Origin of the sequence: Paracoccus sp. UBA889 (assembly GCA_002294185.1) — a bacterium.
Taxonomy (GTDB): domain Bacteria; phylum Pseudomonadota; class Alphaproteobacteria; order Rhodobacterales; family Rhodobacteraceae; genus Paracoccus.
Genome location: DBFD01000011.1, coordinates 20,998 through 42,016, shown reverse-complemented (window position 1 = coordinate 42,016; position 21,019 = coordinate 20,998). Strand labels below are relative to the sequence as shown.

Annotated in this window: 21 protein-coding genes; 11 read left to right on the top strand and 10 right to left on the bottom strand. The window is 66.5% G+C overall.

Annotated features, from left to right (window positions below; translation table 11 throughout):
- Window positions 1–105: 105 nt before the first annotated feature.
- The 5 genes from B4L36_RS01365 to B4L36_RS01345 form a co-directional block, all read right to left on the bottom strand.
- Window positions 106–1,299: a DUF3618 domain-containing protein gene (locus B4L36_RS01365; protein ID WP_292951140.1), complete on the bottom strand. Its 1,194-nt coding sequence runs from the start codon at window positions 1,297–1,299 to the stop codon at window positions 106–108.
- Complete coding sequence (locus B4L36_RS01360; protein WP_292951137.1) at window positions 1,289–1,687, bottom strand: phage holin family protein; 399 nt, start codon at window positions 1,685–1,687, stop codon at window positions 1,289–1,291. The genes B4L36_RS01365 and B4L36_RS01360 overlap by 11 nt, the downstream gene beginning before the upstream one ends.
- A complete protein-coding gene (locus B4L36_RS01355) occupies window positions 1,684–2,217 on the bottom strand; it encodes a hypothetical protein (protein WP_292951134.1) in 534 nt (177 codons plus the stop codon). The genes B4L36_RS01360 and B4L36_RS01355 overlap by 4 nt, the downstream gene beginning before the upstream one ends.
- Window positions 2,218–2,667: 450 nt before the next feature.
- Window positions 2,668–3,399: an HdeA/HdeB family chaperone gene (locus tag B4L36_RS01350; protein ID WP_292951131.1), complete on the bottom strand. Its 732-nt coding sequence runs from the start codon at window positions 3,397–3,399 to the stop codon at window positions 2,668–2,670.
- A 234-nt stretch (window positions 3,400–3,633) separates the two neighbouring features.
- A complete protein-coding gene (locus B4L36_RS01345) occupies window positions 3,634–4,479 on the bottom strand; it encodes a LysR family transcriptional regulator (RefSeq protein WP_292951128.1) in 846 nt (281 codons plus the stop codon).
- Window positions 4,480–4,751: 272 nt separating this feature from the next.
- Here B4L36_RS01345 and B4L36_RS01340 point away from each other — a divergent pair, with 272 nt between their 5' ends.
- The 7 genes from B4L36_RS01340 (at window position 4,752) to B4L36_RS01310 (ending at window position 11,934) form a co-directional block, all read left to right on the top strand.
- Window positions 4,752–5,582, top strand: coding sequence for an ABC transporter ATP-binding protein (locus B4L36_RS01340; RefSeq protein ID WP_292951125.1), 831 nt, complete (start codon window positions 4,752–4,754; stop codon window positions 5,580–5,582).
- A gap of 172 nt (window positions 5,583–5,754) precedes the next feature.
- On the top strand, window positions 5,755–6,294 hold the full coding sequence (locus B4L36_RS01335; RefSeq protein ID WP_292951147.1) for a metal ABC transporter permease: 540 nt from the start codon (window positions 5,755–5,757) through the stop codon (window positions 6,292–6,294).
- A complete protein-coding gene (locus B4L36_RS01330; protein ID WP_292951122.1) occupies window positions 6,287–7,030 on the top strand; it encodes an ABC transporter ATP-binding protein in 744 nt (247 codons plus the stop codon). The genes B4L36_RS01335 and B4L36_RS01330 overlap by 8 nt, the downstream gene beginning before the upstream one ends.
- A gap of 88 nt (window positions 7,031–7,118) precedes the next feature.
- Window positions 7,119–8,273 carry an ABC transporter substrate-binding protein gene (locus B4L36_RS01325; RefSeq protein ID WP_292951145.1) on the top strand — a complete coding sequence of 385 codons (1,155 nt, stop codon included), beginning with the start codon at window positions 7,119–7,121 and terminating at the stop codon, window positions 8,271–8,273.
- Window positions 8,274–8,339: 66 nt separating this feature from the next.
- Complete coding sequence (locus B4L36_RS01320) at window positions 8,340–9,227, top strand: branched-chain amino acid ABC transporter permease (RefSeq protein ID WP_292951119.1); 888 nt, start codon at window positions 8,340–8,342, stop codon at window positions 9,225–9,227.
- Window positions 9,227–10,204, top strand: a complete 978-nt coding sequence (locus B4L36_RS01315) for a branched-chain amino acid ABC transporter permease (protein ID WP_292951116.1) — start codon at window positions 9,227–9,229, stop codon at window positions 10,202–10,204. Before B4L36_RS01320 ends, B4L36_RS01315 begins: the two co-directional genes overlap by 1 nt.
- Window positions 10,205–10,446: 242 nt before the next feature.
- Window positions 10,447–11,934, top strand: coding sequence for an alkaline phosphatase D family protein (locus tag B4L36_RS01310; RefSeq protein ID WP_292951113.1), 1,488 nt, complete (start codon window positions 10,447–10,449; stop codon window positions 11,932–11,934).
- 25 nt (window positions 11,935–11,959) lie between these two features.
- Here the strand turns inward: B4L36_RS01310 and B4L36_RS01305 are convergent, their stop codons facing one another.
- From B4L36_RS01305 to B4L36_RS01290, 4 genes are all read right to left on the bottom strand, one after another.
- A complete protein-coding gene (locus B4L36_RS01305) occupies window positions 11,960–12,481 on the bottom strand; it encodes an isoprenylcysteine carboxyl methyltransferase family protein (protein ID WP_292951110.1) in 522 nt (173 codons plus the stop codon).
- A complete protein-coding gene (locus B4L36_RS01300; RefSeq protein WP_292951107.1) occupies window positions 12,478–13,533 on the bottom strand; it encodes a type III polyketide synthase in 1,056 nt (351 codons plus the stop codon). Before B4L36_RS01300 ends, B4L36_RS01305 begins: the two co-directional genes overlap by 4 nt.
- A gap of 157 nt (window positions 13,534–13,690) precedes the next feature.
- On the bottom strand, window positions 13,691–13,990 hold the full coding sequence (locus tag B4L36_RS01295; protein ID WP_292951104.1) for an HU family DNA-binding protein: 300 nt from the start codon (window positions 13,988–13,990) through the stop codon (window positions 13,691–13,693).
- 150 nt (window positions 13,991–14,140) lie between these two features.
- A complete protein-coding gene (locus B4L36_RS01290; protein WP_292951101.1) occupies window positions 14,141–15,625 on the bottom strand; it encodes an AMP nucleosidase in 1,485 nt (494 codons plus the stop codon).
- A 96-nt stretch (window positions 15,626–15,721) separates the two neighbouring features.
- On the opposite strand from B4L36_RS01290, the gene B4L36_RS01285 reads away from it, so the two are divergent.
- The 3 genes from B4L36_RS01285 (at window position 15,722) to B4L36_RS01275 (ending at window position 19,009) form a co-directional block, all read left to right on the top strand.
- Window positions 15,722–16,576 carry an SDR family oxidoreductase gene (locus B4L36_RS01285; RefSeq protein ID WP_292951099.1) on the top strand — a complete coding sequence of 285 codons (855 nt, stop codon included), beginning with the start codon at window positions 15,722–15,724 and terminating at the stop codon, window positions 16,574–16,576.
- Window positions 16,577–16,823: 247 nt separating this feature from the next.
- The gene (locus tag B4L36_RS01280) at window positions 16,824–18,047 is read left to right on the top strand and encodes a UbiH/UbiF/VisC/COQ6 family ubiquinone biosynthesis hydroxylase (protein ID WP_292951097.1); all 1,224 of its coding nucleotides are present in this window, start codon (window positions 16,824–16,826) and stop codon (window positions 18,045–18,047) included.
- 65 nt (window positions 18,048–18,112) lie between these two features.
- Window positions 18,113–19,009, top strand: coding sequence for a DMT family transporter (locus tag B4L36_RS01275; RefSeq protein WP_292951095.1), 897 nt, complete (start codon window positions 18,113–18,115; stop codon window positions 19,007–19,009).
- A gap of 50 nt (window positions 19,010–19,059) precedes the next feature.
- Here B4L36_RS01275 and B4L36_RS01270 read toward each other — a convergent pair whose 3' ends face one another.
- A complete protein-coding gene (locus tag B4L36_RS01270; protein ID WP_292951143.1) occupies window positions 19,060–20,448 on the bottom strand; it encodes an aminotransferase class V-fold PLP-dependent enzyme in 1,389 nt (462 codons plus the stop codon).
- 91 nt (window positions 20,449–20,539) lie between these two features.
- Here B4L36_RS01270 and B4L36_RS01265 point away from each other — a divergent pair, with 91 nt between their 5' ends.
- On the top strand, window positions 20,540–21,016 hold the full coding sequence (locus tag B4L36_RS01265; protein ID WP_292951093.1) for an Lrp/AsnC family transcriptional regulator: 477 nt from the start codon (window positions 20,540–20,542) through the stop codon (window positions 21,014–21,016).
- Window positions 21,017–21,019: the final 3 nt, after the last annotated feature.

Genomic DNA, 21,019 nt, shown 5'->3' with positions numbered 1-21,019 from the left:
TCCGCCGGGGTGTCGGCGTTTCTGCCACGGGTCATGCGATGCCTCTTTTGCTGAATCCGGCCCGCACGGGATGCGCGGACCGGCAGGTTTCATGGCGTTTTTCGATCACGACCTGTTCTGGACATCGCCCAGGTTCTGCTTCTCGGCCTCGGTTTCGGCTGCGCCCGCGATCCGCTCGCCCGAGGACTTGGCCTTGTCGATCGCCGATTTCGCCGCGCTGTCCACCTCGTCCCGGGTTTCTTGCGCGATCTTTCTGGCTTCGTCGGTCGCGGCCTCAGCGACCTTGCCGAGTTTCTCTTTCTCCTCGGCGTAAAGACGTTCGGCCTCTTCCATCAATCGATCGCTCTGTTCGCCCAGATAACGGTCCTCGGTCCGGCTGCGCGGCAGTGCCGCACCAATGGCGGCGCCGACGGCAAGGGCAAGCGCACCCGCGATGAGCGGCTGTTCCTCGAAGATATCGACGGCCATGTCGCGGCCTTGACGGGCATATCGCAGCGACGCATCGCGTGCCTCGATCGCGCTTTCACGCGCGGCGATCACGCGATCGCGTGCTTCCTCGGACAGGGCCTCGGTGCCCTCGGCCAGCCGCGCCCGCATGGCTGCCGCGCGATCCGATGCGCTGGTCGCCGCAGCGCGCGCGCTGTCGGCAACCGCGCGGCCGGTATCCGCCACCCCATCGGCGGCACCCTTGACCGTATCCGTGACCGATCCGGCCGCGCGTCTGGTGGTATCCGCGACAGAGGCGCCAGGGCCGCGCCCCGATCCCCCGGCCCCGGACGCCGCCTCCGAGGCATTCCCGGCGACGCCCGGGGCGGTGTATTCTGCCCGCGATGACAGGCCAAGTCCGTCACTGTCATGGTCTCGCGCCCAGGAGGGGGTGTTTTCGGGCCGCGCGAAACGTCCCGTCCCGGTCACGGGCCGGGACCTGTGATCATCCGCGACACCGCTACGCGCATCGTGACCGTGCCGGCGGCCATACCGGCCGTCCTTGTCGTCATCATCGAACCGGCCATGGCGCGCATCGCGGGCGGCATGGTCGTGCCCGCCGCTTCTGTCGCTCAGCATGAGCCAGGCGAGGCCGGCCCCGGTCAGCGCCAATGCCAGCGGATTGCGCTTCACCGCATCCGATACGGAACGGCCGATATCGCCGCCATGCTCGCGGACCTGATCACTTACCTGCCGCGCGAGGCTTTCGATCGAAAACCTGTCTTGCAGGTCCGACAGCGTATTGGTCAGACCGGCGCGTTCGCGTTCGATATCGCGTTCGATCTCTTTGGGGGAACGGGTCTCATTGGTCATCATAGGCCTCCTTCACGGCGCGCGCGTCGCGCTTGACGTTCTTCGCGGTCCTGCTGGGGGCGAGACTGCTGAGTTTCAGGTTGTCCTTGCCCTTCTTGAGCATCACGTAGGCGATGATCGCGAAGACGACCCCGACGATCAGCGCCGACCAGCCGCCGGGGATCCCGGCCTCGGTCAGGGCGGCGACAAGGGCGGCAGACAACACGTTGAGAGCGGTCAGCGCCACCACGAGGGCGCCGATGATCAAGCCGATGGCGGCGCCGGCATTGTTGACGTTTTCGTTGATTTCCGCACGGGCCAGATCGACCTCGTTGCGAACCAGGCTGCTGACATGGGACAATGCGTCGTTCAGCAAGCCGCTGGCGGACTTGTTCGGTTCGGTGCTCATGCTGATGTTCCTTTCGCTGTCGTGACGGGGGCCGGGCTCTGCAGCGGATCGGCGGCTGCGGGGCCGGACATGCCAGCCAACGAGGGGTTGGCGGGCTGTGATGGCCTGCTGCCTGACGCCTTGGCGAACCGGGTCGCTGCAAACCCAAGGAGTGCCGCGCCCCCCAGGAAAGCCAACGGATTGCGCCGCGCAAAGTCGTTGAGGGTTCCGACGACCTCGCCCAAATCCTTGTTTCGCATGGCTTCCGAGGCATCGGCCAGCCCGTCCGCGATCTGGCTGAAGGTGCGTTCCTGAGGCGATCCGTCACGCATCTCATCGGCCGCGGTCCGCAGCGCGGAGGCGACATCCTTCACCTCGCCCGCCAACGCGCCCTTGGCCTTGTCGGCCTGTCGTGTCGCTTCGTGGGAAACCTTCCCGGCCACATCCTGCGCCCGCTCCTTCACCTCTTCCGACGCCGAGCTCGCAGCCGACTTGGCCCTGCTCGTCGTGTCCTGGTGCGCAGTAGGCTTCTGTTGGTCAGTATTCGTCACAGCTAAATCCTTTCGAGTTGCGCGATCCGCTTGCAGACCGCGAGAATGGGACGGTCACGGATCAGCGGGGCGGTCACGGTCCAGGCCACCTTGCCCGCGCCGCGCGGTCAGCCCGCCCGTGCTGCGGGCGCGACAAGAACGGGCCGCACCCATGACATCCTTGCCGGGTTTCATCGAACTTGTGGGCCGCCCTCTGTGCCGGCGTTTCGCGCGAATCCCCCGATCACATGCCGATCCATGACAACGTGGCGACGTTTCCGCCCGCGGCAGTCAGGGATAGTCGTTCCGAGGGGCCGGGTGTGCCGGCCAGAAATCCACAGAGGTGCAGCCCGAACACTCATGAAATTCGCAACAGGGCTTTCGCGGGAAAACCGGGATCGCCCGTTGGTCCGGCGGCATGAACGCTTCCACGCCGCCGAACCCTTGTCTGGCCTCTGAGCCTGGTCGTCGTCAGTTCGACATCGAACCCGCAGCGCCGCGCTTCTGTTCGATCGCGTCGGCGGCCTTCATTTCCGGGGTGTCGGTGCACGCCGTAATGACCTCCTCGACCGGGATCTCGAACATTCCGCTGACGCGCATGATGGCGACGTCGCCACCGGCGCTGCCAGCCTGGCTGCCGCCGGCATCGGCGGACATTCCGCCGCCCGATTGTCCGCCACCAGACGCCGATGCCGAGGCATCCGCACCTGCCGCGGTCGCGCTGCTGTCAGTGGCCATCGTCGTGTCCGACGCCGCCCCGCTGGAGCCGCTGTTGGCAGAGGTGTTCGCATCTCTCGTGATCGCGCTGCCATCGGCCGCGGTCGCGGCATCCGATGCCGGCTTGTCCATGGCGCTGTTGGCAGAGGTGTTGGCATCGCTTGTCACGGTGCTGCCATCGGCCGCAGTCGTCGCAGAGCTGTCGCCGGATGCGGACCCTGTCGCGCCTGACGCCCCCGCCGCAGCCGACTGGCCGCCGCCTTGACCGGCCGACATTCCTGCATCGCTGCCTTTCTTGTACCCGGCGATATAATACAGGGTGCCCGGAACCAGCGCCGTGTCCATGGCAGTAATGTCCGCGCAGGTCACGGAATCCGGGCTTTGTTCTTTGCCCGTGGTCTGTTTGCCCGCAGATTCGGACTGAGCCAGTGCCATATTCGCCGACAAGGCGCAGATGGCGGTGGTCGCTGCGATCCTGATTTTCATTGGCATGATTGATTTCCTCCTCCGGCTGAATTTCAACCATCGGGGAAACCCGGCGCCCAAGGCGGCGGTTCCTGAAGCTTTTGTTAATCGGAACGCGGCGGAGAGGCTGCTGGCAGCGACCGCCCGCGAAATCATTTCGGCCAGGAAACAAGGGCGCGGACGTGATCCGTTGCCAGCCTGCGGCGCCATGTCCGGCCCGGCGTTGAACCCACATCGTGGACTGCGGGCAAGGGATCAACCAGAGGGCGCGACCTTCCGGAGATGGGACAGGGCAGGGCCCAGCAGGTCGGGGTCGGCCTGCGACGAACTGACCGCGCAAACCGGATAGGGGAATTGCGGCGCGTCCGGGACAAGGTGCAGTGCGCCCGAGGCGAGATGGGGCGCGATGTCGCGCTGGCGGAAATAGCCCGAGCCCCCGGCCGCCAAAATATAATCGGCGGCAAGCGGGCCGGGATCGAACGTCACGCCGGCGCCCTGAAACGCGGGAAAGCCGGAAACGAAGCCCTGCGAAAAATCCGGGCCCCAATCGGCGCCCACCAGGGTCTGCCCGTTGGCGGGGTCGGCGGCCGGGTCGGTGCTGGCCAGAACCAGCCTGTCATCCGCCAGCAGATCGATGCGCAGGCCGGGCCGTTGCGGCGGCGCATGGATCACCACCGCTTCGACAAGACCCGCGGCCACCTGGTCGATCAGCGTTCCGGGCGCATCGACCTGGACCCTGAGCGCGATGTCGGGGCATTCGGCCCTGAGCCGCCGGATCCAGTCCAGCAGCAGCGGCTGCCAGAGGCTCATCTCGCCGCCGATGGCAAGGATGGCTCTGTGACCCTGCGGAACGGCGACCTGGCGCCGCATCTGCCGCGCAAGCTGCACGAAGTTCGGGGCATGGCGCAGAAATTGCCGGCCGGCGGGGGTCAGCGCCGCGCCGCCCTTGTGGCGCACGAAAAGCGGGCGTTCGAGTTGGTCCTCCAGCGTGCGGATGCGTGCGCTGACGGTGGTCTGGCCGATGTTCATTTGCGCCGCGGCGGTATTGAAACTGCCGGTGGCGACGATTTCCAGAAAGGTCTCGACAAGTTTGGTATCCATGACGCCTGTTAGCAGATTTATTGCATTCATCGTGCAGAATTTTTCGTTTGTCTGCATCCCGATCCGCGCTCATGCTGCCCAGGAAACAGGGATTGGCTCGACAAGAATCCAGCCAGAAGAACAGGATAGAGGCGCGATTTGCCGAAGACGAGCGACATCAATTCTGCGAGGGCGGAGCAGGACTTGTGGCGGCTTGCCGGCCTGGGCGACCGGCCGTCCTTTCCGATCGCGGCAACGACCGCCGCAGTTGACGCCTGCGCCGGGGCGGCCCCGTGACCGCGGCACTCGAAGCCAGGGGTCTGACCAAGGAATTTCGCGGCTTCGTTGCCGTGAACGACGTGAACCTTTCGGTCGAAACCGGCTCGATCCACGCGCTGATCGGGCCGAACGGCGCGGGAAAGACGACCTGTTTCAACCTCCTGACGAAGTTTCTCAAGCCGACCGCGGGGAAGATCATCTACAAGGGCCAGGATATCACCGCCCTGTCGCCGACCCAGATCGCACGGCTGGGCATCGTGCGATCGTTCCAGATCTCGGCCATCTTTCCCGATCTTACGGTGCTTCAGAACGTGCGCATCGCGCTTCAGCGGCGGCGCGGCGAAAGCTTCGATTTCTGGCGTTCGGAAAAGACCCTGTCGCGCTATGACGACAAGGCGCGCGACTATCTGGAAGAGGTCGGACTGACCGAGTTCGAGCGTCACCGCGCCGCCGAACTGCCCTATGGCCGCAAGCGCGCGCTGGAAATCGCGACGACGCTGGCGCTGGACCCCGAGATGCTGCTTCTGGACGAGCCGATGGCCGGCCTGGATGCCACGGCCCAGCACCAATTTCTGGACATCATCGACCGGCTACGCGAAGGTGGCGCCACTGTTGTCCTAAGCACTCATGACCTATCCTGCGTCTCGCAACGTTGCGACAAAGCCGCCTGCTTGAACCGGCGTTTGGTGGCCTACGGCACGCCCGAAGAAGTCTTGAACGAAGATGTCCTTGGTGAGACCTTCGGAACCCACCTCTTGCTGGTGCACGTTGACGGCCAGGCTTACGCCTATCAGCATCATTCCCACGCTCCCCCTTCCGATATCGGCGACTCCGGGGGCAAGTGATGCGGTCCGCTCTATATGCCTCCAACCTGATTCACCTCGCCGGGTCCTTTGACAGGCTCAGGACGAACGGGGAGGGGTTCCGATTCTCGCTGGCTCTTGGCATGCTTCGCGTTAGTAAGGGAATCAACCCGCTTTGATCGACGTCTTGATTGAGCCCCTGGAATTCCCTTTCATGCAGCGGGCATTTCTTGCCGCCGGGTTCGCTGCGGTGGTCTGTGCGTTGGTGGGGAGCTTCGTCGTCCTGAAGGGTCTGGCGTTCATGGGAGATGCCGTCGCTCATTCGTCGTTGGCCGGTATGTCGGTGGCGTATTTTCTTGGCGGCAACATCTTCTGGGGAGCCTTGGGTTGGGCCATCCCGGCGTCCTTACTCATCACCTTCATCAGCCGCCGGGCCAACCTTCGCCTTGACGCATCCATCGGGATTATTTTTGCCAGCGGTTTTGCCCTGGGAATCATCCTGATGAGCCNNCTTCTGGACGAGCCGATGGCCGGCATGGGCCGCGAGGATGTCGAACGCATCGCCGCCCTGATCCGCCGCGTATCGAAGAACCGCACGATCCTGATGGTCGAGCACAATCTTTCCGTGGTCGCGGATCTGTCGGATCGGATCACGGTTCTGGCGCGCGGCGAGATCCTGGCCGAGGGCGATTATGCCGCGGTGTCCAGGTCACCCGAGGTGATCGAAGCCTATATCGGAGCCGACCATGAGTGACGCGATGGCACAGACGGAACGTCCGGGCCGGACGGCGGGCGCCATGCTGGCGGTGCGCGATCTCAATGGCTGGTATGGCGAAAGCCACGTTCTGCACGGCATCGAATTCGACGTGGCCGAAGGCGAGGTGGTGACGCTTCTGGGCCGCAATGGCGCGGGAAAGACCTCGACCCTGCTGGCGATCATGGGCATTCTGGGCAAGCGTGAGGGCTCGATCCGGTTCCAGGGCGCCGAGATCGTCGGAATGCAGCCGCGCCAGATCGCGCGCCTGGGGATCGCGCTCTGCCCCGAGGAACGCGGCATCTTCGCCTCGCTCAGCGTCGAGGAAAACCTGATGCTGCCGCCGCGTATCCGGGAGGGCGGGTTGTCGGTGGACCGGATCCACGAGCTTTTCCCCAACCTCAAGGAGCGTCGCCGCAGCCAGGGCACGAAGCTGTCGGGCGGCGAACAGCAGATGCTGGCCATCGCCCGCATCCTGCGCACCGGTGCGCGGCTTCTGCTTCTGGACGAGCCGACCGAGGGGCTGGCGCCGGTCATCGTGCAGCAGATCGGCCGCACGATCCTGGCGCTGAAGCAGGAGGGCTTCACCATCGTGCTGGTCGAACAGAACTTCCGTTTCGCGGCCTCGGTGGCGGACCGTCACTATGTCGTCGAACAGGGCAAGGTGGCGGACATGATCCCCAATTCCGAACTGGACGCCAATATCGACAAGCTGCACGCCTATCTGGGCGTCTGAGAACCATCCCGCGCACGGCGCGGCCAACAGAAGGAGACCGACCTTGATCAGGAACATTCTCATCGGCACAGCACTTGCCACGCTGGCCATGAACCCGGCGCTGGCTCAGGAAATCAACGTGAAGCTTGGCGTTCTCAACGACCGCTCTGGCGTCTATGCCGATCTTTCGGGCGAAGGGTCGGTGATCGCCGCGCAGATGGCGGTCGAGGATTTCAAGGCCGCCGACAAGGGCATGAAGGTCGAGATCATCTCGGCCGATCACCAGAACAAGCCCGACATCGGTTCCAGCATCGCGCGGAAATGGTATGACGAAGAGGGCGTGAACGCGATTCTCGACGTGCCGACCTCGTCCGTGGCCCTTGCCGTGGCCGACATCACCGCCGAGAAGAACGGCGTGCTGATCAATTCCGGCGCCGGATCGACCGAACTGACGCAGGGTCAGTGCAAGCCGACGACGATTCACTGGACCTATGACACGGCGGCTCTGGCCAACGGCACCGGCAAGGCGCTGACCGATGCGGGCGGCAAGAAATGGTTCTTCATCACCGCCGATTATGCCTTTGGCCAGTCGCTGCAGGAAAACACCGCCAAGGTGGTCGAGGCGAGCGGCGGCGAGGTCGTGGGCAATGTGGATGCGCCCTTCCCGACCACCGACTTCTCGTCCTATCTGCTGCAGGCACAGGGCAGCGGCGCCGACGTGATCGGGCTGGCCAATGCCGGCGGCGACACCGTGAACGCGATCAAGCAGGCCTCCGAGTTCGGCATCACCCAGGCCGGTCAGAAGCTGGCTGCGCTGCTGTTCTTCATCACCGACGTGCAGGCGCTTGGCGCACAGACCGCACAGGGCCTGTCGCTGACCTCGGCCTTCTACTGGGACCGCAACGACGCCACCCGTGAATGGTCCAAGCGGTTCATGGAACGGCACGGCGCCGAGCCGACGATGGTGCAGGCCGGCGTCTATTCCGGCACGCTGCAATATCTCAAGGCGGTCGAGGCACTGGGCAGCGCCGAGGACGGCAAGGCGGTCGCCGCCAAGATGAAGGAGTCGCCCTTCGACGACCCGCTTTTCGGCAAGGGCTCGATCCGCGGCGACGGCCGGGCGATCCACGACATGTATCTCTACGAGGTCAAGACCCCCGCGGAATCGACCGGCGAGTGGGACCTCTACAAGGAAGTCGCGACGATCAGCGGCGAGGATGCGTTCCTGCCGATGCTCGAGGAATGCGACTTTACCAAGCAGTAACCTGACGGGGCGGTCGCGCCGGAGAAATTCTGGCGCGGCGCCATTTCAATCACGGGACGGAACGAGATGTTCGAACTTCTGGGCGTGCCGCCGCAGGTCTTGATGGGCCAGCTTCTTCTGGGGCTGATCAACGGATCGTTCTATGCGGTCCTGTCACTGGGACTGGCGGTGATCTTCGGGCTTCTCAACATCATCAATTTCGCCCATGGCGCCCAATACATGATGGGCGCCTTCGCCGCCTGGATGCTGCTGACCTATGTCGGGGTGGGCTACTGGCCGGCGCTGATCGTCGCGCCACTGGTCGTGGGCGCCATCGGCATCGTCCTGGAACGGCTGATGCTGGCACGGCTCTACCATCTCGACCACCTTTACGGGCTTCTTCTGACCTTCGGACTTGCACTGATCATCCAGGGGCTCTTTCGCAACTATTACGGCATCTCGGGCCTGCCCTACCAGATTCCCGCGTCGCTGTCGGGCGGCTACAACCTTGGCTTCATGTTCCTGCCGACCTATCGCGGCTGGGTCGTCGTCGCCTCGGTCATCGTCTGTTTCGCCACCTGGTTCATCATCGAGAAGACGAAGCTTGGTGCCTATCTGCGCGCCGCCACCGAGAACCCGGTTCTGGTCGGCGCCTTCGGCATCAACGTGCCGCGCATGATCACATTGACCTACGGTTTCGGCGTGGCACTGGCGGGCTTTGCCGGCGTGCTGGCCGCACCGATCTATTCGGTCAATCCCAACATGGGCGCCGACCTGATCATCGTGGTTTTCGCCGTCGTGGTGATCGGCGGCATGGGATCGATCATGGGGGCGATCCTTACCGGCTATGGCCTGGGTCTTGTCGAGGGTCTGACGCGCGTGTTCTATCCCGAAGGGTCCGCCGTCGTCATCTTCGTCATCATGGCGATCGTGCTGCTGTTCCGGCCCGAGGGTCTTTTCGGGAGGGCAGGCTGATGGCGATCGCCGAAGACACGGTCAAGACCGGCCCCCTGCGCGAAAGCATCGGCATGCCGCGGCTGCACAAGGTGATCTTTCTGGTCCTGCTGGGGCTGGCGCTGCTGCTGCCCTACGGGGTCTATCCCGTCTTTGCCATGAAGGTCATGTGTTTTGCGCTTTTCGCCTATGCGTTCAACCTGCTTCTCGGTTTCGGCGGACTTCTGTCCTTCGGGCACGCGGCCTATTTCGGCGGGGCAAGCTATGTTGCCGCCCATGCCGCGAAAGTCTGGGGACTGACGCCGGAATTGTCGATCCTTGCCGGCACCGTGGCCGCCGCTTTGCTGGGGCTGGTCATCGGCGCGCTGTCGATCCGGCGGCAGGGGATCTATTTCGCCATGGTGACGCTGGCCTTCGCGCAGATGGTCTATTTCTTTGCCCTTCAGGTGCCCTTCACCGGCGGCGAGGACGGCATCCAGTCGGTGCCGCGCGGTGATCTGTTCGGACTGATTTCGCTGCGCTCGAACATGGCGCTGTACTATTTCGTGCTGGCGATCACCTTCGGCGGCATCCTTCTGATCTACCGGATCGTGCATTCGCCCTTTGGCCAGGTCCTGAAGGCGATCCGCGAGAACGAGCCGCGCGCCATTTCGCTGGGCTATCAGGTCAATCGCTACAAGCTGATCGTGTTCACGCTGTCGGCGGCGCTGGCGGGGCTGGCCGGCGCGACCAAAAGCCAGGTCTTCCAGCTTGCCTCCCTGACCGACGTGCATTGGGCGATGTCGGGCGAGGTCGTGCTGATGACGCTGCTGGGCGGCATGGGAACCGTGTTCGGCCCCATCGTCGGAGCGGCGGTCATCGTCACGATGCAGAACTATCTTGCCACCTTCGGCGCGTGGGTAACGGTGATCCAGGGGGCGATCTTCGTGATCAGCGTGCTGCTGTTTCGCGAGGGCATCGTCGGCGTGATCTCGAAATGGCTGAAGCGGCCGCTATAGGCATTGCCCCAGACGCATTGCCGCAGGCCCGCGCGGGAAGGCTGCGCTGATGCCCCGGCGCGGCAGGAACGGGCCAAGATCGGCTGACGTCAGGAAACCGACTTGTTCCCGATACCCGAATGTCACGGGATAGTGCTAGCCCGGTTGCGATACCAGCCAATCGGAGCCAGCCCATGACCTTTTCGCGCATGTCCCGCCGCCGCCTGCTTGTCTCCGGCCTCGCCGGGACATCGATTCTCGCGATGCCGGCGATCAGCCGCGCCAGCAGCCGCCCTGTCCTGACCCATGGCGTGCAGTCCGGCGATGTCACCGCGCAGGGCGGCATGGTCTGGACCCGCGCCGACCGGCCCTCGCGGATCGCGCTGGAGGTCGCGACCACCGAGAGCTTTCAGGATGCCCGCCGTCTGGGCGATCTGAACGCGTTGCCGGAAAGCGATCAGGCCGTGAAGGCGCTGGTCGAGGGCATGGCCCCGGACCAAACGGTCTTCTATCGCATGACCCCCACCGATCTCGGCGATCCGAACGCGACCGGTGCGCCGCTGACCGGCCGCTTCCGCACCGCGCCCACGCAAAAGCGCGATATCCGCTTTGTCTGGTCCGGCGACACGGCCGGGCAGGGCTGGGGCATCGACGACGAGGGAATGCGCAGCTATGCCACGATGGCGCTGCACGAGCCGGATTTCTTCATCCATTCCGGCGACACGATCTATGCCGACGGACCGATGCAGGACGAGGTCGCGATCGAGGGCGGTCTGTGGAGGAACCGCATCCTGACCGACGAGGTCCGCAAGGTCGCCGAAAGTCTCGACGAATATCGGGGGCGCTGGAAATACAACCTGATGGACCAGCATGTGCGGGCCCTGTCGGCGATTTGCCCGACGCTGTTCCAGTGGGACGATCACGAGGTGGTCAACAACTGGTCGCCCGGCAAGGATCTGAGCGCGGATGACCGCTACAGCGAAAAGTCGGTGCCGCTGCTGATGGCGCGCGCGCAGCGGGCCTTTCACGAGATGACCCCGATCAGCTACAACCCGGCCGAACCAGGTCGCGTCTATCGCAAGATCGGCTATGGTCCGCTGCTGGACATCTTCTTTCTGGATCTGCGCAGCTATCGCGGCGCGAACAGCGATGGAATGCAGGACGCGGTGACGGCGCAGTCCCAGATCCTCGGCAAGGCGCAGATGGATTGGCTGAAGGGGGCGCTGAAAGGCTCGAAGGCCACCTGGAAGGTGATCGCCTGCGACATGCCCATCGGCGTCAATGTCTGGGACAAGGTCGCCGAGGATCAGCGCTATGTCGAGGCCGTGGCGAATGGCGATCCCGGCGCGGCGAAGGGACGAGAGCTGGAATTCGCGCAGCTTCTGCGATTTATCCGCGACGAGAAGGTCGCGAACACGGTCTGGCTGACGGCGGATGTGCACTACACCGCCGCGCATGAATACCATCCCGACCGCGCCGCCTTTCGGGATTTCGAGCCGTTCTGGGAATTCGTGTCCGGACCGCTTCACGCGGGCACCTTCGGGCCGAACGATCTGGACATGACCTTCGGGCCCGAGGTGAAATTCGTCAAGGCGCCGCCGGCGGGCCAGGCGAACCTGCCGCCCTCGGCGGGGATGCAGTTCTTCGGTATCGTCGATATCGAGGCTGCCTCGGGCCAGATGCGGGTGCGGCTGATGGATCGCGGCGATCGGGAATTGTGGTCGATCACGCTGGATCCGAAACCGGCCTGAATCCCGGCCGCGGGCCGCGCCCGTCTCAGCCGGGCGGGGTCCTGCGGTCCGGCCGGCGGTCGCGCAGGCCGGACAGGGCGCGGTTCTCGGCCCGGATGCGGATGGCCAGGACGGCCGCATTCAGCGCGGTGAAGATCAGCGCGACGGGCCACAGGCCCAGCACCACCGGCGCGACCGCGATCTCGGCCACGACGACGGCGTAGTTCGGATGCGGGATCAGCCGGTAGGGCCCGCGCGCGACCAGCGGCCGATCCAGCACGATGATCCGCGTCGTCCAGCGGTCGCCCAGCGAGGCCAGCACCCAGAGCCGGGCCGCCTGAAGCGCCACGAACAGGATCAGCCACAGCGGACGGATCGGCTGGTCCCAGCCGAAAATCGCGATGGAGGCCAGCCAGCTTGCGTGAAGCGCCACGATCAGCGGATAATGCGCCGCGCCGTGTTCGACCGCGCCTTGCGCCAGCAGCCGCACCGTGTTGCGCCGCGCCAGGATCAGCTCGGCCAGTCTTTGCAGGACCAGGAAGGCGATGAAGGCGGCCGCGCCTGTCATGGCACGAGGATCGGCACGGCCGACAGCGTGAAGCCGGGTCCAAGCGCCAGCACCAGCAGGTCGCCGCGCTGGTCCGATGCCAGCACCTGCTCCAGCACGAACAGCACCGTCGGCGCGGACATGTTGCCGGTGCGGGCCAGCACGGCCCGTTCGGCGTCCAGCGCGCCTTCGGGCAGATCCAGCGCCTGTTCCAGCGCCACCAGCACCTTGGCTCCGCCCGGATGGCAGACATAGCGTTGGGGCGCGTGACCGGGAATCAGCGCATCCAGCGCGGGCCGCAATTCGCGCGTCGCGAAATCGGGGATCGAGCGGTCGAAGATCACGCCCAGCCCGTTCTCCTCGACCGACCAGCCCATGATGTCCAGCGTGTCGGGCCACATATGCTGGCGGCCGGTGCCGATCTCGGGCCGGCCGTCGTCCCGCGCTTCGCCCGCGCGCAGCACCAGTGCCGCCGCGCCATCGCCGAACAGGGCGGTGGCGATGATGTCGGCCTTGCGCAGCCGGTCCAGACGGAACAGCAGCGTGCAGGTCTCGACCGCGACCAGCAGGACATTGGCGCCGGGCCGGGCCGCCGCCAGATCGCGCGCGATGCCCAGTCCCGAGGCGCCGCCCGCGCATCCCAGACCGAAGACCGGCACCCGGATCGCGTCGGCGCGAAACCCCATTTCGCGCGCCACCTGCGCCTCCAGCGTCGGCGTGGCGATCCCGGTCGAGGAAATGGTGACGATCACATCGACCTCTGGCGCCGTCAGGCCCGCCATCTCCAGCGCCCGGCCGGCCGCCTGCCGGAACAGGTCCGAGGCGCCGGACAGATAGGCCTCGGTCCGGTCCCGCCAGCCGCGTGGCGTGGTGAACCAGTCCAGCGGCACGACCGACCGGCGTTCCTCGATCCCGCCGTTGCGAAAGGCCGGGATCAGGCGTTCGAACTGCGCAAAACGGGGGCCGAGGATCGCGCGGGCCGCGTCGATGACTTTGTGCTGTGGCAGCAGGTGGGGCGGCACGGCGCTGGCAATGGCCAGCAGACGCACCGGCGCCGCGAGGATGGCTGGCATGAGGATTCCCGTCTGTTCCGTCCCAGTAACGCATCCCGCGGGAAAAAGGGTGCACAGGGATCGCCGCGACGCGGCGAAAACGGCACGGCGCGCGCGCGGCGCAACCAAGAGGGCCGCGCCCGGCGGCGCGGCCCGTCATCACCGAAATTCGGCCGGATCAGCTGTTGACGCTGTCCTTCAGGGCCTTGGCGACTGTCACCTTGACCTGCTTGTCGGCGGGTTTGGTCATCATTTCCTGGGTCTGCGGGTTGCGGACCTGACGTTCGGGCCGGGCGCGGCAGGCGACCTTGCCGATGCCGGGCAGCGTCACCGCGCCGCCATTGGCGACTTCACGGGTGACGACGCTCGCGATCGCGTCCAGCGCCGCCGCGGCCGATTTCTTGTCCGAGCCCATTTCCTCGGCCAGAGTTGCCACCAGCTGGGTTTTTGTCATCGGTTTTGCGGAAGCCGTAGCCATTCTTCTGTCTCCTCTTGCCCCTGTCGTTCCGGGCCCAAATTAGCGCCTTTTGCGGCATATCGCCTGCTACACACGGTTTTGACCGGCAGATCAAGCATTTTTCGCGTCGCACGCGAAAACCGGCCTTTCCCGGCCCCGCATGTCGCGGGGTTACAGGAAGGCGGTCTCGCTGAAGGACCGCAATTTGCGCGAATGGATCCGTTCCAGCGGCATCTCGCGCAGCTTTTCCATCGCGCGGATGCCGATCAGCAGGTGGTTGGCGACCTGCGTGCGGTAGAAATCGGTCGCCATCCCGGGCAGCTTCAGTTCCCCGTGAAGGGGCTTGTCCGAAACGCAAAGAAGCGTGCCATAGGGGACGCGAAAGCGAAAGCCGTTGGCGGCGATGGTGGCGCTTTCCATGTCCAGCCCGACGGCCCGCGACAGCGACAGGCGGTGGACCGGGCCGGACTGGTCGCGCAATTCCCAGTTCCGGTTGTCGATCGTGGCGACGGTGCCGGTGCGCATGATCCGCTTCAGTTCATAGCCTTCCAGCCGCGTGACCTCGGCCACGGCTTCTTGCAGCGCCACCTGAACCTCGGCCAGGGCCGGGATCGGCACCCAGACCGGAAGATCATCGTCCAGCACGTGATCCTCGCGAAGATAGGCATGGGCCAGGACGAAATCGCCCAGGCTCTGCGAATTGCGCAGGCCCGCGCAATGGCCGACCATCAGCCAGACATGGGGGCGCAGCACCGCGATGTGATCCGTCGCCGTTTTCGCATTCGAGGGGCCGACGCCGATATTGACCAACGTGATGCCCTGACCCGCCGCGCGCTTGAGGTGATAGGTCGGCATCTGCGGCAGCTTCGACAGCGGCCTGATCGGCGTCTCGGGATCGGTGATCTCCTGATCGCCCGGCGCCACGAAACTGGTATATCCCAGGGCCGGGTCGGCCAGCGCCATGCGCGCGAAGGCCTCGAATTCGTCCACGTAGAACTGGTAGTTGGTGAACAGGACGAAATTCTGGAAATGTTCGGCCTTGGTGGCGGTGTAATGCTGCAGGCGCGCCAGCGAATAGTCGATCCGCTGCGCGGTGAAGGCGGCCAGGTGATGGGTTCCGTCCGGCAGGGGGCCGGCGACCCCGTTCACGATGTCGTCGTTCATGGTGTTCAGATCCGGCACGTCGAAGATGTCGCGCAGCGAGAAATCCAGCACGCCTTCCTGCGGCACGGCCAGTTCGCTTTGGGCCGCGACCGCGAAGTGAACCGGCATCGGCGTCTCGCTGAGGCCCACCGTCACCGGAACGCCGAGATTCTTGATCAGCAGCGCGATCTGCTCGGTCAGGTAGTTCTGGAACAGATCGGGCCGGGTGATGGTGGCGGCATAGCTGCCCGGCGCGACGACATGGCCAAAGGAAAGCCGCGAATCCACATGCGGATGGCTGGTGACGGTCAGACGCAGTTCCGGGTAGAAGGCGCGATAACGCGCGGCGGGGCGTCCGCCCTCCAGCAGGCGGGTGAAATGGTCCAGCAGGAAATCCGTCGACTCGGTATACAGCCGCTGCAGCCGCGCGACGGCGGCGCGGGCATCGGTGAACTGCTCGCGCGCGGGGGAATCGGGGCTTTCGACGGGCAGATAGCGGGAATCCGTGTCCATGGTCTTCTTATCCTTCTTGTTGCGCGGATCCTGCCAGCCCGGCGCGGGTCAGGCAAGCGTCTGGCGGCACCGCCGCGGGCGCGTTAGCCTGCGCCCATGAAGATGCTGATTTTCGGTCATGGATACAGTGCGGGCTTCCTGACGCCCGCCTTGATCGCGCGCGGCTGGCAGGTCAGCGGCACGACACGCGCGGATCCCGACCGGGTGGCCGCCGCGGGGGCCGCGCCGCTGATCTGGCCGGGGCAGCGGGATGCGGTTCGCGCGGCGATTGACGGGGCCGACGCGGTTCTGGTTTCGGTCGCGCCGGGATCCGGGGGGGACCCGGTTCTGGCCGCCTTCGGCGCGGATCTGGCGCGCGCGCGGCCGGGCTGGCTGGGCTATCTGTCCACGACCGGGGTCTATGGCGACCGGCAGGGCGGCTGGGTGGACGAGGACAGCGCGACCGACGCCAGCGGCCCGCGCGGTCTGGCGCGGATCGAGGCCGAGGCCGGGTGGCGCGAACTGGCGGAGGGCGCCGGGCTGGCGCTGCACATCTTCCGGCTGGCCGGAATCTACGGGCCGGGGCGCGGCCCGTTCGAGAAGGTCCGCAACGGCACGGCGCGGCGGATCGTGAAGCCGGGGCAGGTCTTTTCGCGCATTCATGTGGCTGATATCGTTCAGGTTCTTCTGGCCTCGATCGAGGCCCCGCGGGCCGGGGCGATCTATAATCTCTGCGACGACGATCCCGCCCCGCCGCAGGACGTGATCGCCCATGCGGCGGAATTGCTGGGCATGCCGGTGCCGCCGGAAGTTCCCTTCGATCGGGCCGAGATGACGCCGATGGCGCGATCCTTCTATGCCGACAGCAAACGGGTGCGGAACGACCGGATCAAGGATGAACTGGGGATCGGGCTGCTTTATCCCGATTATCGCAGCGGGCTGCGGGCGCTGTTGCGCGACGAGGCTGGCTGAGGCGGTGTTGCGCGGGCAACGGGGCCTGTGTTGCGCCGGATGCGGTTTCGGGGCGAATTCCCCGAAAGCCCGGCAAATGCGGGGCACCCCGTCGCACAGGGTGCGCAGCGTGGCGGCACAGCGGGTGCACAGGCCGTACACCGCTTGCGGACCTTCGGTTAACGGATCGTTAACCGCCCCCCGCCCGGCATCACGGCGCCGACGCGCCGCATGGACTTTGCGCGCGGCCCGTGCATGATCGCCGGTCATGAGCTTCGACACCGATATCGTGATCGCGGGCGGCGGCCTGAACGGGCCGACGCTGGCCCTGGCGCTGGCCGGGGCCGGCCTGTCCGTGACCGTGGTCGATCCGCGCCCGGCCGGGTACCGGACCGGAGAGGACTTCGACGGGCGTGCCTATGCGCTGGCGCTGGCCTCGCAGCGCCTGCTTTCGGCGCTGGGATTGTGGGGCGATCTGGCCGGCGTCAGCCAGCCGGTCCGGCAGGTCAAGGCCTCGCAGGGCCAGCCGGGCGAGGGGGCCGCGCGGTTCCTGCTGCATTTCGACAGCGCCGAGATCGAGGAAGGTCCGGTCGGGCACATGCTGGAGGATCGGTTCCTTTATCGCGCCCTGCTGGCGGCGATGGCCGGGCGCGTGACTCATCTGGCCGGCCTGTCGGTCGAGGGGCAGGAACCCGATGCCTCGGGGATCGCGGTGCGATTGTCGGGCGGGCGCAGCCTGCGGGCACGGCTGCTGGTCGGTGCGGACGGGCGCGGATCGGGCGTCGCGCGGCGGGCGGGGATCGCCCGGCGCGGCCGGGATTATGGCCAGACAGCCCTGGTCGCGGCCATCGATCACGAACGCCCGCATCAGGGCATTGCACATCAGTATTTCATGCCGACCGGCCCGCTGGCGATCCTGCCGCTGCCCGGCAACCGGTCCAGCGTGGTCTGGTCCGAGACGCGGACCAATGCGGATGCCATCGCCGCGCTGCCCGACGCGGCGTTCCTGGACGTGCTGCGGCCGCGCTTTGGCGACTTTCTGGGGCCGATCGGGCTGGCGGGACAGCGATTCTCCTATCCTCTCAGCCTGTCGCTGGCCGACGCCTATGTGGCGCCGCGGATCGCGCTGGTGGGCGATGCCGCGCATGGCGTCCATCCCATTGCCGGGCAGGGGCTGAACCTGGGCCTTCGCGATGTGGCGGCGCTGGCCGAAACGCTGGTCGAGGCGCTGCGCCGGGGCGAGGATCCGGGCAGCGATCCGGTGCTGGAGCGATACCAGGGCTGGCGGCGTTTCGACGCGACACGGCTGGCATTGGGAATGGACGCGGTCAACACGCTGTTTGCCAGCGACAATCCGCTGCTGCGCGCGGCGCGGGGCATCGGGATGGGCATGGTGACGGCCATCCCCGCGCTGCGGCGCGGTTTCATGCGGCAGGCGGCGGGCCTGTCGGTCGATCCGATGCCGCGGCTGCTGACCGGCCAGCCGCTATAGGCACCCTTTCCGCCGCCTGCGCCCTCTGCTAGCGGTGTTGCATCATCTGCACGGGAAGGCCGGCCATGGACATTCGCGCGATCCTGATGGGGCTGGCCTTCGCGATCATGTGGGCCTCGGCCTTCAGTTCCAGCCGGATGATCGTGCTGGAGGCGCCGCCCTTGCTGGCGCTGGCGCTGCGCTTTGCGATCTCGGGCGCGATCGGCGTGGCCATCGCGCGGGCGATGGGCCAGGACTGGCGCGGGCTGACGCGGACGCAATGGCGCGCGGTGGTGGTGCTGGGCCTGTGCCAGAACGCGCTGTATCTGGGCCTGAACTGGGTCGCGATGCAGTGGATCGAGGCGGGCCTCGCCTCGATCATCGCCGCCACCATGCCGCTGCTGGTCGCCTTCTTCGGCTGGATCGTGATGGGCGAAAGGCTGCGACCGACGGGGGTCGCGGGGCTGGTGCTGGGTCTTGTCGGCGTTGCCATCATCATGGGGGCGCGGTTGCAGGGCGGCAGCGATCCGTTCGGCATCGCCCTGGGCTTCGTGGCCTCGCTGGCGCTGGCCATTGCCACGCTCAGCGTGCGGGGCGCCAGTTCGGGCGGCAACGTGATGATGATCGTGGGCTTGCAGATGCTGGTCGGCGCCGCCGCCCTGGGCCTGATCGCCCCGTTCATCGAGACATGGGACGCCACCATCACGCCCCGGCTTGCCGTGGCCTTCTTCTATACCGTGCTGGTGCCGGGCCTTCTGGCGACCTGGGTCTGGTTCGAGCTGGTCCGCCGGATCGGCGCCGTCCGGGCCGCGACGTTCCATTTCCTCAGCCCGTTCTTCGGGGTGACCATCGGTGCGGTCCTGCTGGGCGAAAGCCTTGGGATCAGCGACGTGATCGGCGTCGCGATCATCATGGCGGGCATCCTTGCGGTGCAGCTGTCGCGCCAGCCGCCCCCGGTCAGACGGCCGCCGCCGGCGGCCTAGTCGCCGGTCTTTGCGCCATCGCGCCCGGCGCGGTGGCCGTGACCCCGCCCTCAGGCCGCGACGGGCGTGAAGATGGCGGTCGCCGGATCGCAGCGATAGCGGTGCAGGTGCTCCGCGGCATGGCGGGCCAGGTCGGTCATCGCGGACAGGATCGCGTCGATCTCGGCCTCGGGGGCGGCCCAGCACAGGTTCAGCCGCACGAAGCCGGGCTTCTCGATCTCGTCGCCGCGCAGGATCGCGGTCCGCAGCCGCCGCGATTCCGCCGCACCGATCCCCAGCAGGCGGTGCACATAGGGCCCGGCGCAGGCGCAGCCGCCCCGTGCCTGAACGCCATGCAGATCCGACAGCATCCGCGTCGCAAGCTGCTGGTGCACGAAGCCGCCGCGGCCGTCGCGGATTCGAAACGACAGGATCGGCAGCCGCGCCGCCGCCGGGTTGCCCAGCATCTGCAGGCCCGGCACGTCCCGAAGCCGCGCCGCCTTGCGCAGCCACATCGCGTGGCGCGCATCGATCCACTCCTGCCCGACCGCATCCTTCAGCGCAAAGACCATCGCCGCGCGGATATCGCCCACGACATTCGGCGTGCCGGCCTCCTCGCGCGTCTCGACGGATGCCGCATAATCGTGACCCTCGGCATTCACGAAACGCACCGTGCCGCCGCCCGGCAGGCTGGGGCGGTCCGCGACCACCGCGTCGCGGCGCAGGATCAGCACGCCCGATGCCCCCGGCCCGCCGATGAACTTGTGCGGAGAGGCGACGACCGCATCCATCCCCAAACCCATGTCGATCGGCAGATAGGGCGCGCCGCCCGCATAATCCCAGACGATCCGCGCGCCCGCCTGCCGGAACAGCCGGGTCACCGCCGCCACGTCGGTCAGCGCGCCGGTCACGTTCGAGGCCGCCGAAAAGGCACCCATCACCGGCCCGCCCGCCGCCAGTTCCGCGCCCAGCGCCGCAAGGTCCGGCCCGCCGCCTTGCGCCTCGGGGATCTCGACCACGCGCGCGCCGCTTTCGCGCCATGGCAGGATATTGGAATGATGCTCGTAGGGGCCGATCAGCACCGTCCAGCCGGGCCCGACCCCGAACAGGTGAACCAGCCGGTTGATCCCCGCCGTCGCGCCCGACCCGGCAAAGATCACCGCATGTTCCGGCCCGCCGCCCGTGCAGCGCAGGATCTCGGCCCGCGCGGCGCGGCGCAGGCGGGTCATCATGGCGCCGCAATGGCTGGCCTCGGTATGGCTGTTGGCATACCAGGGCAGCACATCGCGCAGGATCGCGTGTTCCACCGGCAAAAGCGCCCGCCCCGAGGCGACGTGATCGGCATAGATCATCCGCCGCGGCCCGAACGGCCCCTCGATCACCGCGTCGCGGCCGATCATGCTGTCATGCAGGGTCTCTGGCGCCCCCAGGGCGGCCCGGAACCGGTCGAAGAAATCCATGCTCATCACCCTTCCTTTCCGCCAAGGATGACACGGAAAGATGCAGAATTTGATTTCTTCGTTGTGGAAATACCCCTAATCTGACGTTCAGATGAACGAACAGACGCCGCAATTCGACGATATCGACCACCGCATCCTCGCGGCGCTGCAACAGGATGCGACGCTGTCGCAGCGCGCCCTGGCCGACCGCATCGGCCTGTCGCAGAATGCCTGCTGGCGGCGGCTGCAGAAGCTGACCGACGCGGGTGTTCTGAAAGGCAGCCGGGCGCTGATCGATGCCGGCCGGGCGGGCCTGCACCTGACCGTCTTCGTGATGATCCGCACCCGCCATCACGATGACGCCTGGGCGCGACGATTTCGTGCCCGTGTCGAATCGATCCCCGAGATCGCCGAATTTCACCGGATCGGCGGCGAATGGGACTACATGGCCAAGCTGGTGACGACCTCGATGGCCGGCTACGATCTTTGCTACAAGGCGCTGATCGCCGACATGGATCTGGAACGCGTCACCGGCGTTTTCTCGATGGAAACCATCTTCGAGGGCCGGCCGCTGCGCCTGCCGCGTTGATTT

Coding starts and splice junctions, on each gene's coding strand:
- B4L36_RS01365 (WP_292951140.1), bottom strand. CDS start 1,299: ATGACCAATGAGACCCGTTCCCCCAAAGAGATCGAACGCGATATCGAA.
- B4L36_RS01360 (WP_292951137.1), bottom strand. CDS start 1,687: ATGAGCACCGAACCGAACAAGTCCGCCAGCGGCTTGCTGAACGACGCA.
- B4L36_RS01350 (WP_292951131.1), bottom strand. CDS start 3,399: ATGAAAATCAGGATCGCAGCGACCACCGCCATCTGCGCCTTGTCGGCG.
- B4L36_RS01345 (WP_292951128.1), bottom strand. CDS start 4,479: ATGGATACCAAACTTGTCGAGACCTTTCTGGAAATCGTCGCCACCGGC.
- B4L36_RS01330 (WP_292951122.1), top strand. CDS start 6,287: ATGAGTGACGCGATGGCACAGACGGAACGTCCGGGCCGGACGGCGGGC.
- B4L36_RS01325 (WP_292951145.1), top strand. CDS start 7,119: ATGAACCCGGCGCTGGCTCAGGAAATCAACGTGAAGCTTGGCGTTCTC.
- B4L36_RS01320 (WP_292951119.1), top strand. CDS start 8,340: ATGTTCGAACTTCTGGGCGTGCCGCCGCAGGTCTTGATGGGCCAGCTT.
- B4L36_RS01315 (WP_292951116.1), top strand. CDS start 9,227: ATGGCGATCGCCGAAGACACGGTCAAGACCGGCCCCCTGCGCGAAAGC.
- B4L36_RS01310 (WP_292951113.1), top strand. CDS start 10,447: ATGCCGGCGATCAGCCGCGCCAGCAGCCGCCCTGTCCTGACCCATGGC.
- B4L36_RS01305 (WP_292951110.1), bottom strand. CDS start 12,481: ATGACAGGCGCGGCCGCCTTCATCGCCTTCCTGGTCCTGCAAAGACTG.
- B4L36_RS01300 (WP_292951107.1), bottom strand. CDS start 13,533: ATGCCAGCCATCCTCGCGGCGCCGGTGCGTCTGCTGGCCATTGCCAGC.
- B4L36_RS01295 (WP_292951104.1), bottom strand. CDS start 13,990: ATGGCTACGGCTTCCGCAAAACCGATGACAAAAACCCAGCTGGTGGCA.
- B4L36_RS01290 (WP_292951101.1), bottom strand. CDS start 15,625: ATGGACACGGATTCCCGCTATCTGCCCGTCGAAAGCCCCGATTCCCCC.
- B4L36_RS01285 (WP_292951099.1), top strand. CDS start 15,722: ATGAAGATGCTGATTTTCGGTCATGGATACAGTGCGGGCTTCCTGACG.
- B4L36_RS01280 (WP_292951097.1), top strand. CDS start 16,824: ATGAGCTTCGACACCGATATCGTGATCGCGGGCGGCGGCCTGAACGGG.
- B4L36_RS01275 (WP_292951095.1), top strand. CDS start 18,113: ATGGACATTCGCGCGATCCTGATGGGGCTGGCCTTCGCGATCATGTGG.
- B4L36_RS01270 (WP_292951143.1), bottom strand. CDS start 20,448: ATGGATTTCTTCGACCGGTTCCGGGCCGCCCTGGGGGCGCCAGAGACC.
- B4L36_RS01265 (WP_292951093.1), top strand. CDS start 20,540: ATGAACGAACAGACGCCGCAATTCGACGATATCGACCACCGCATCCTC.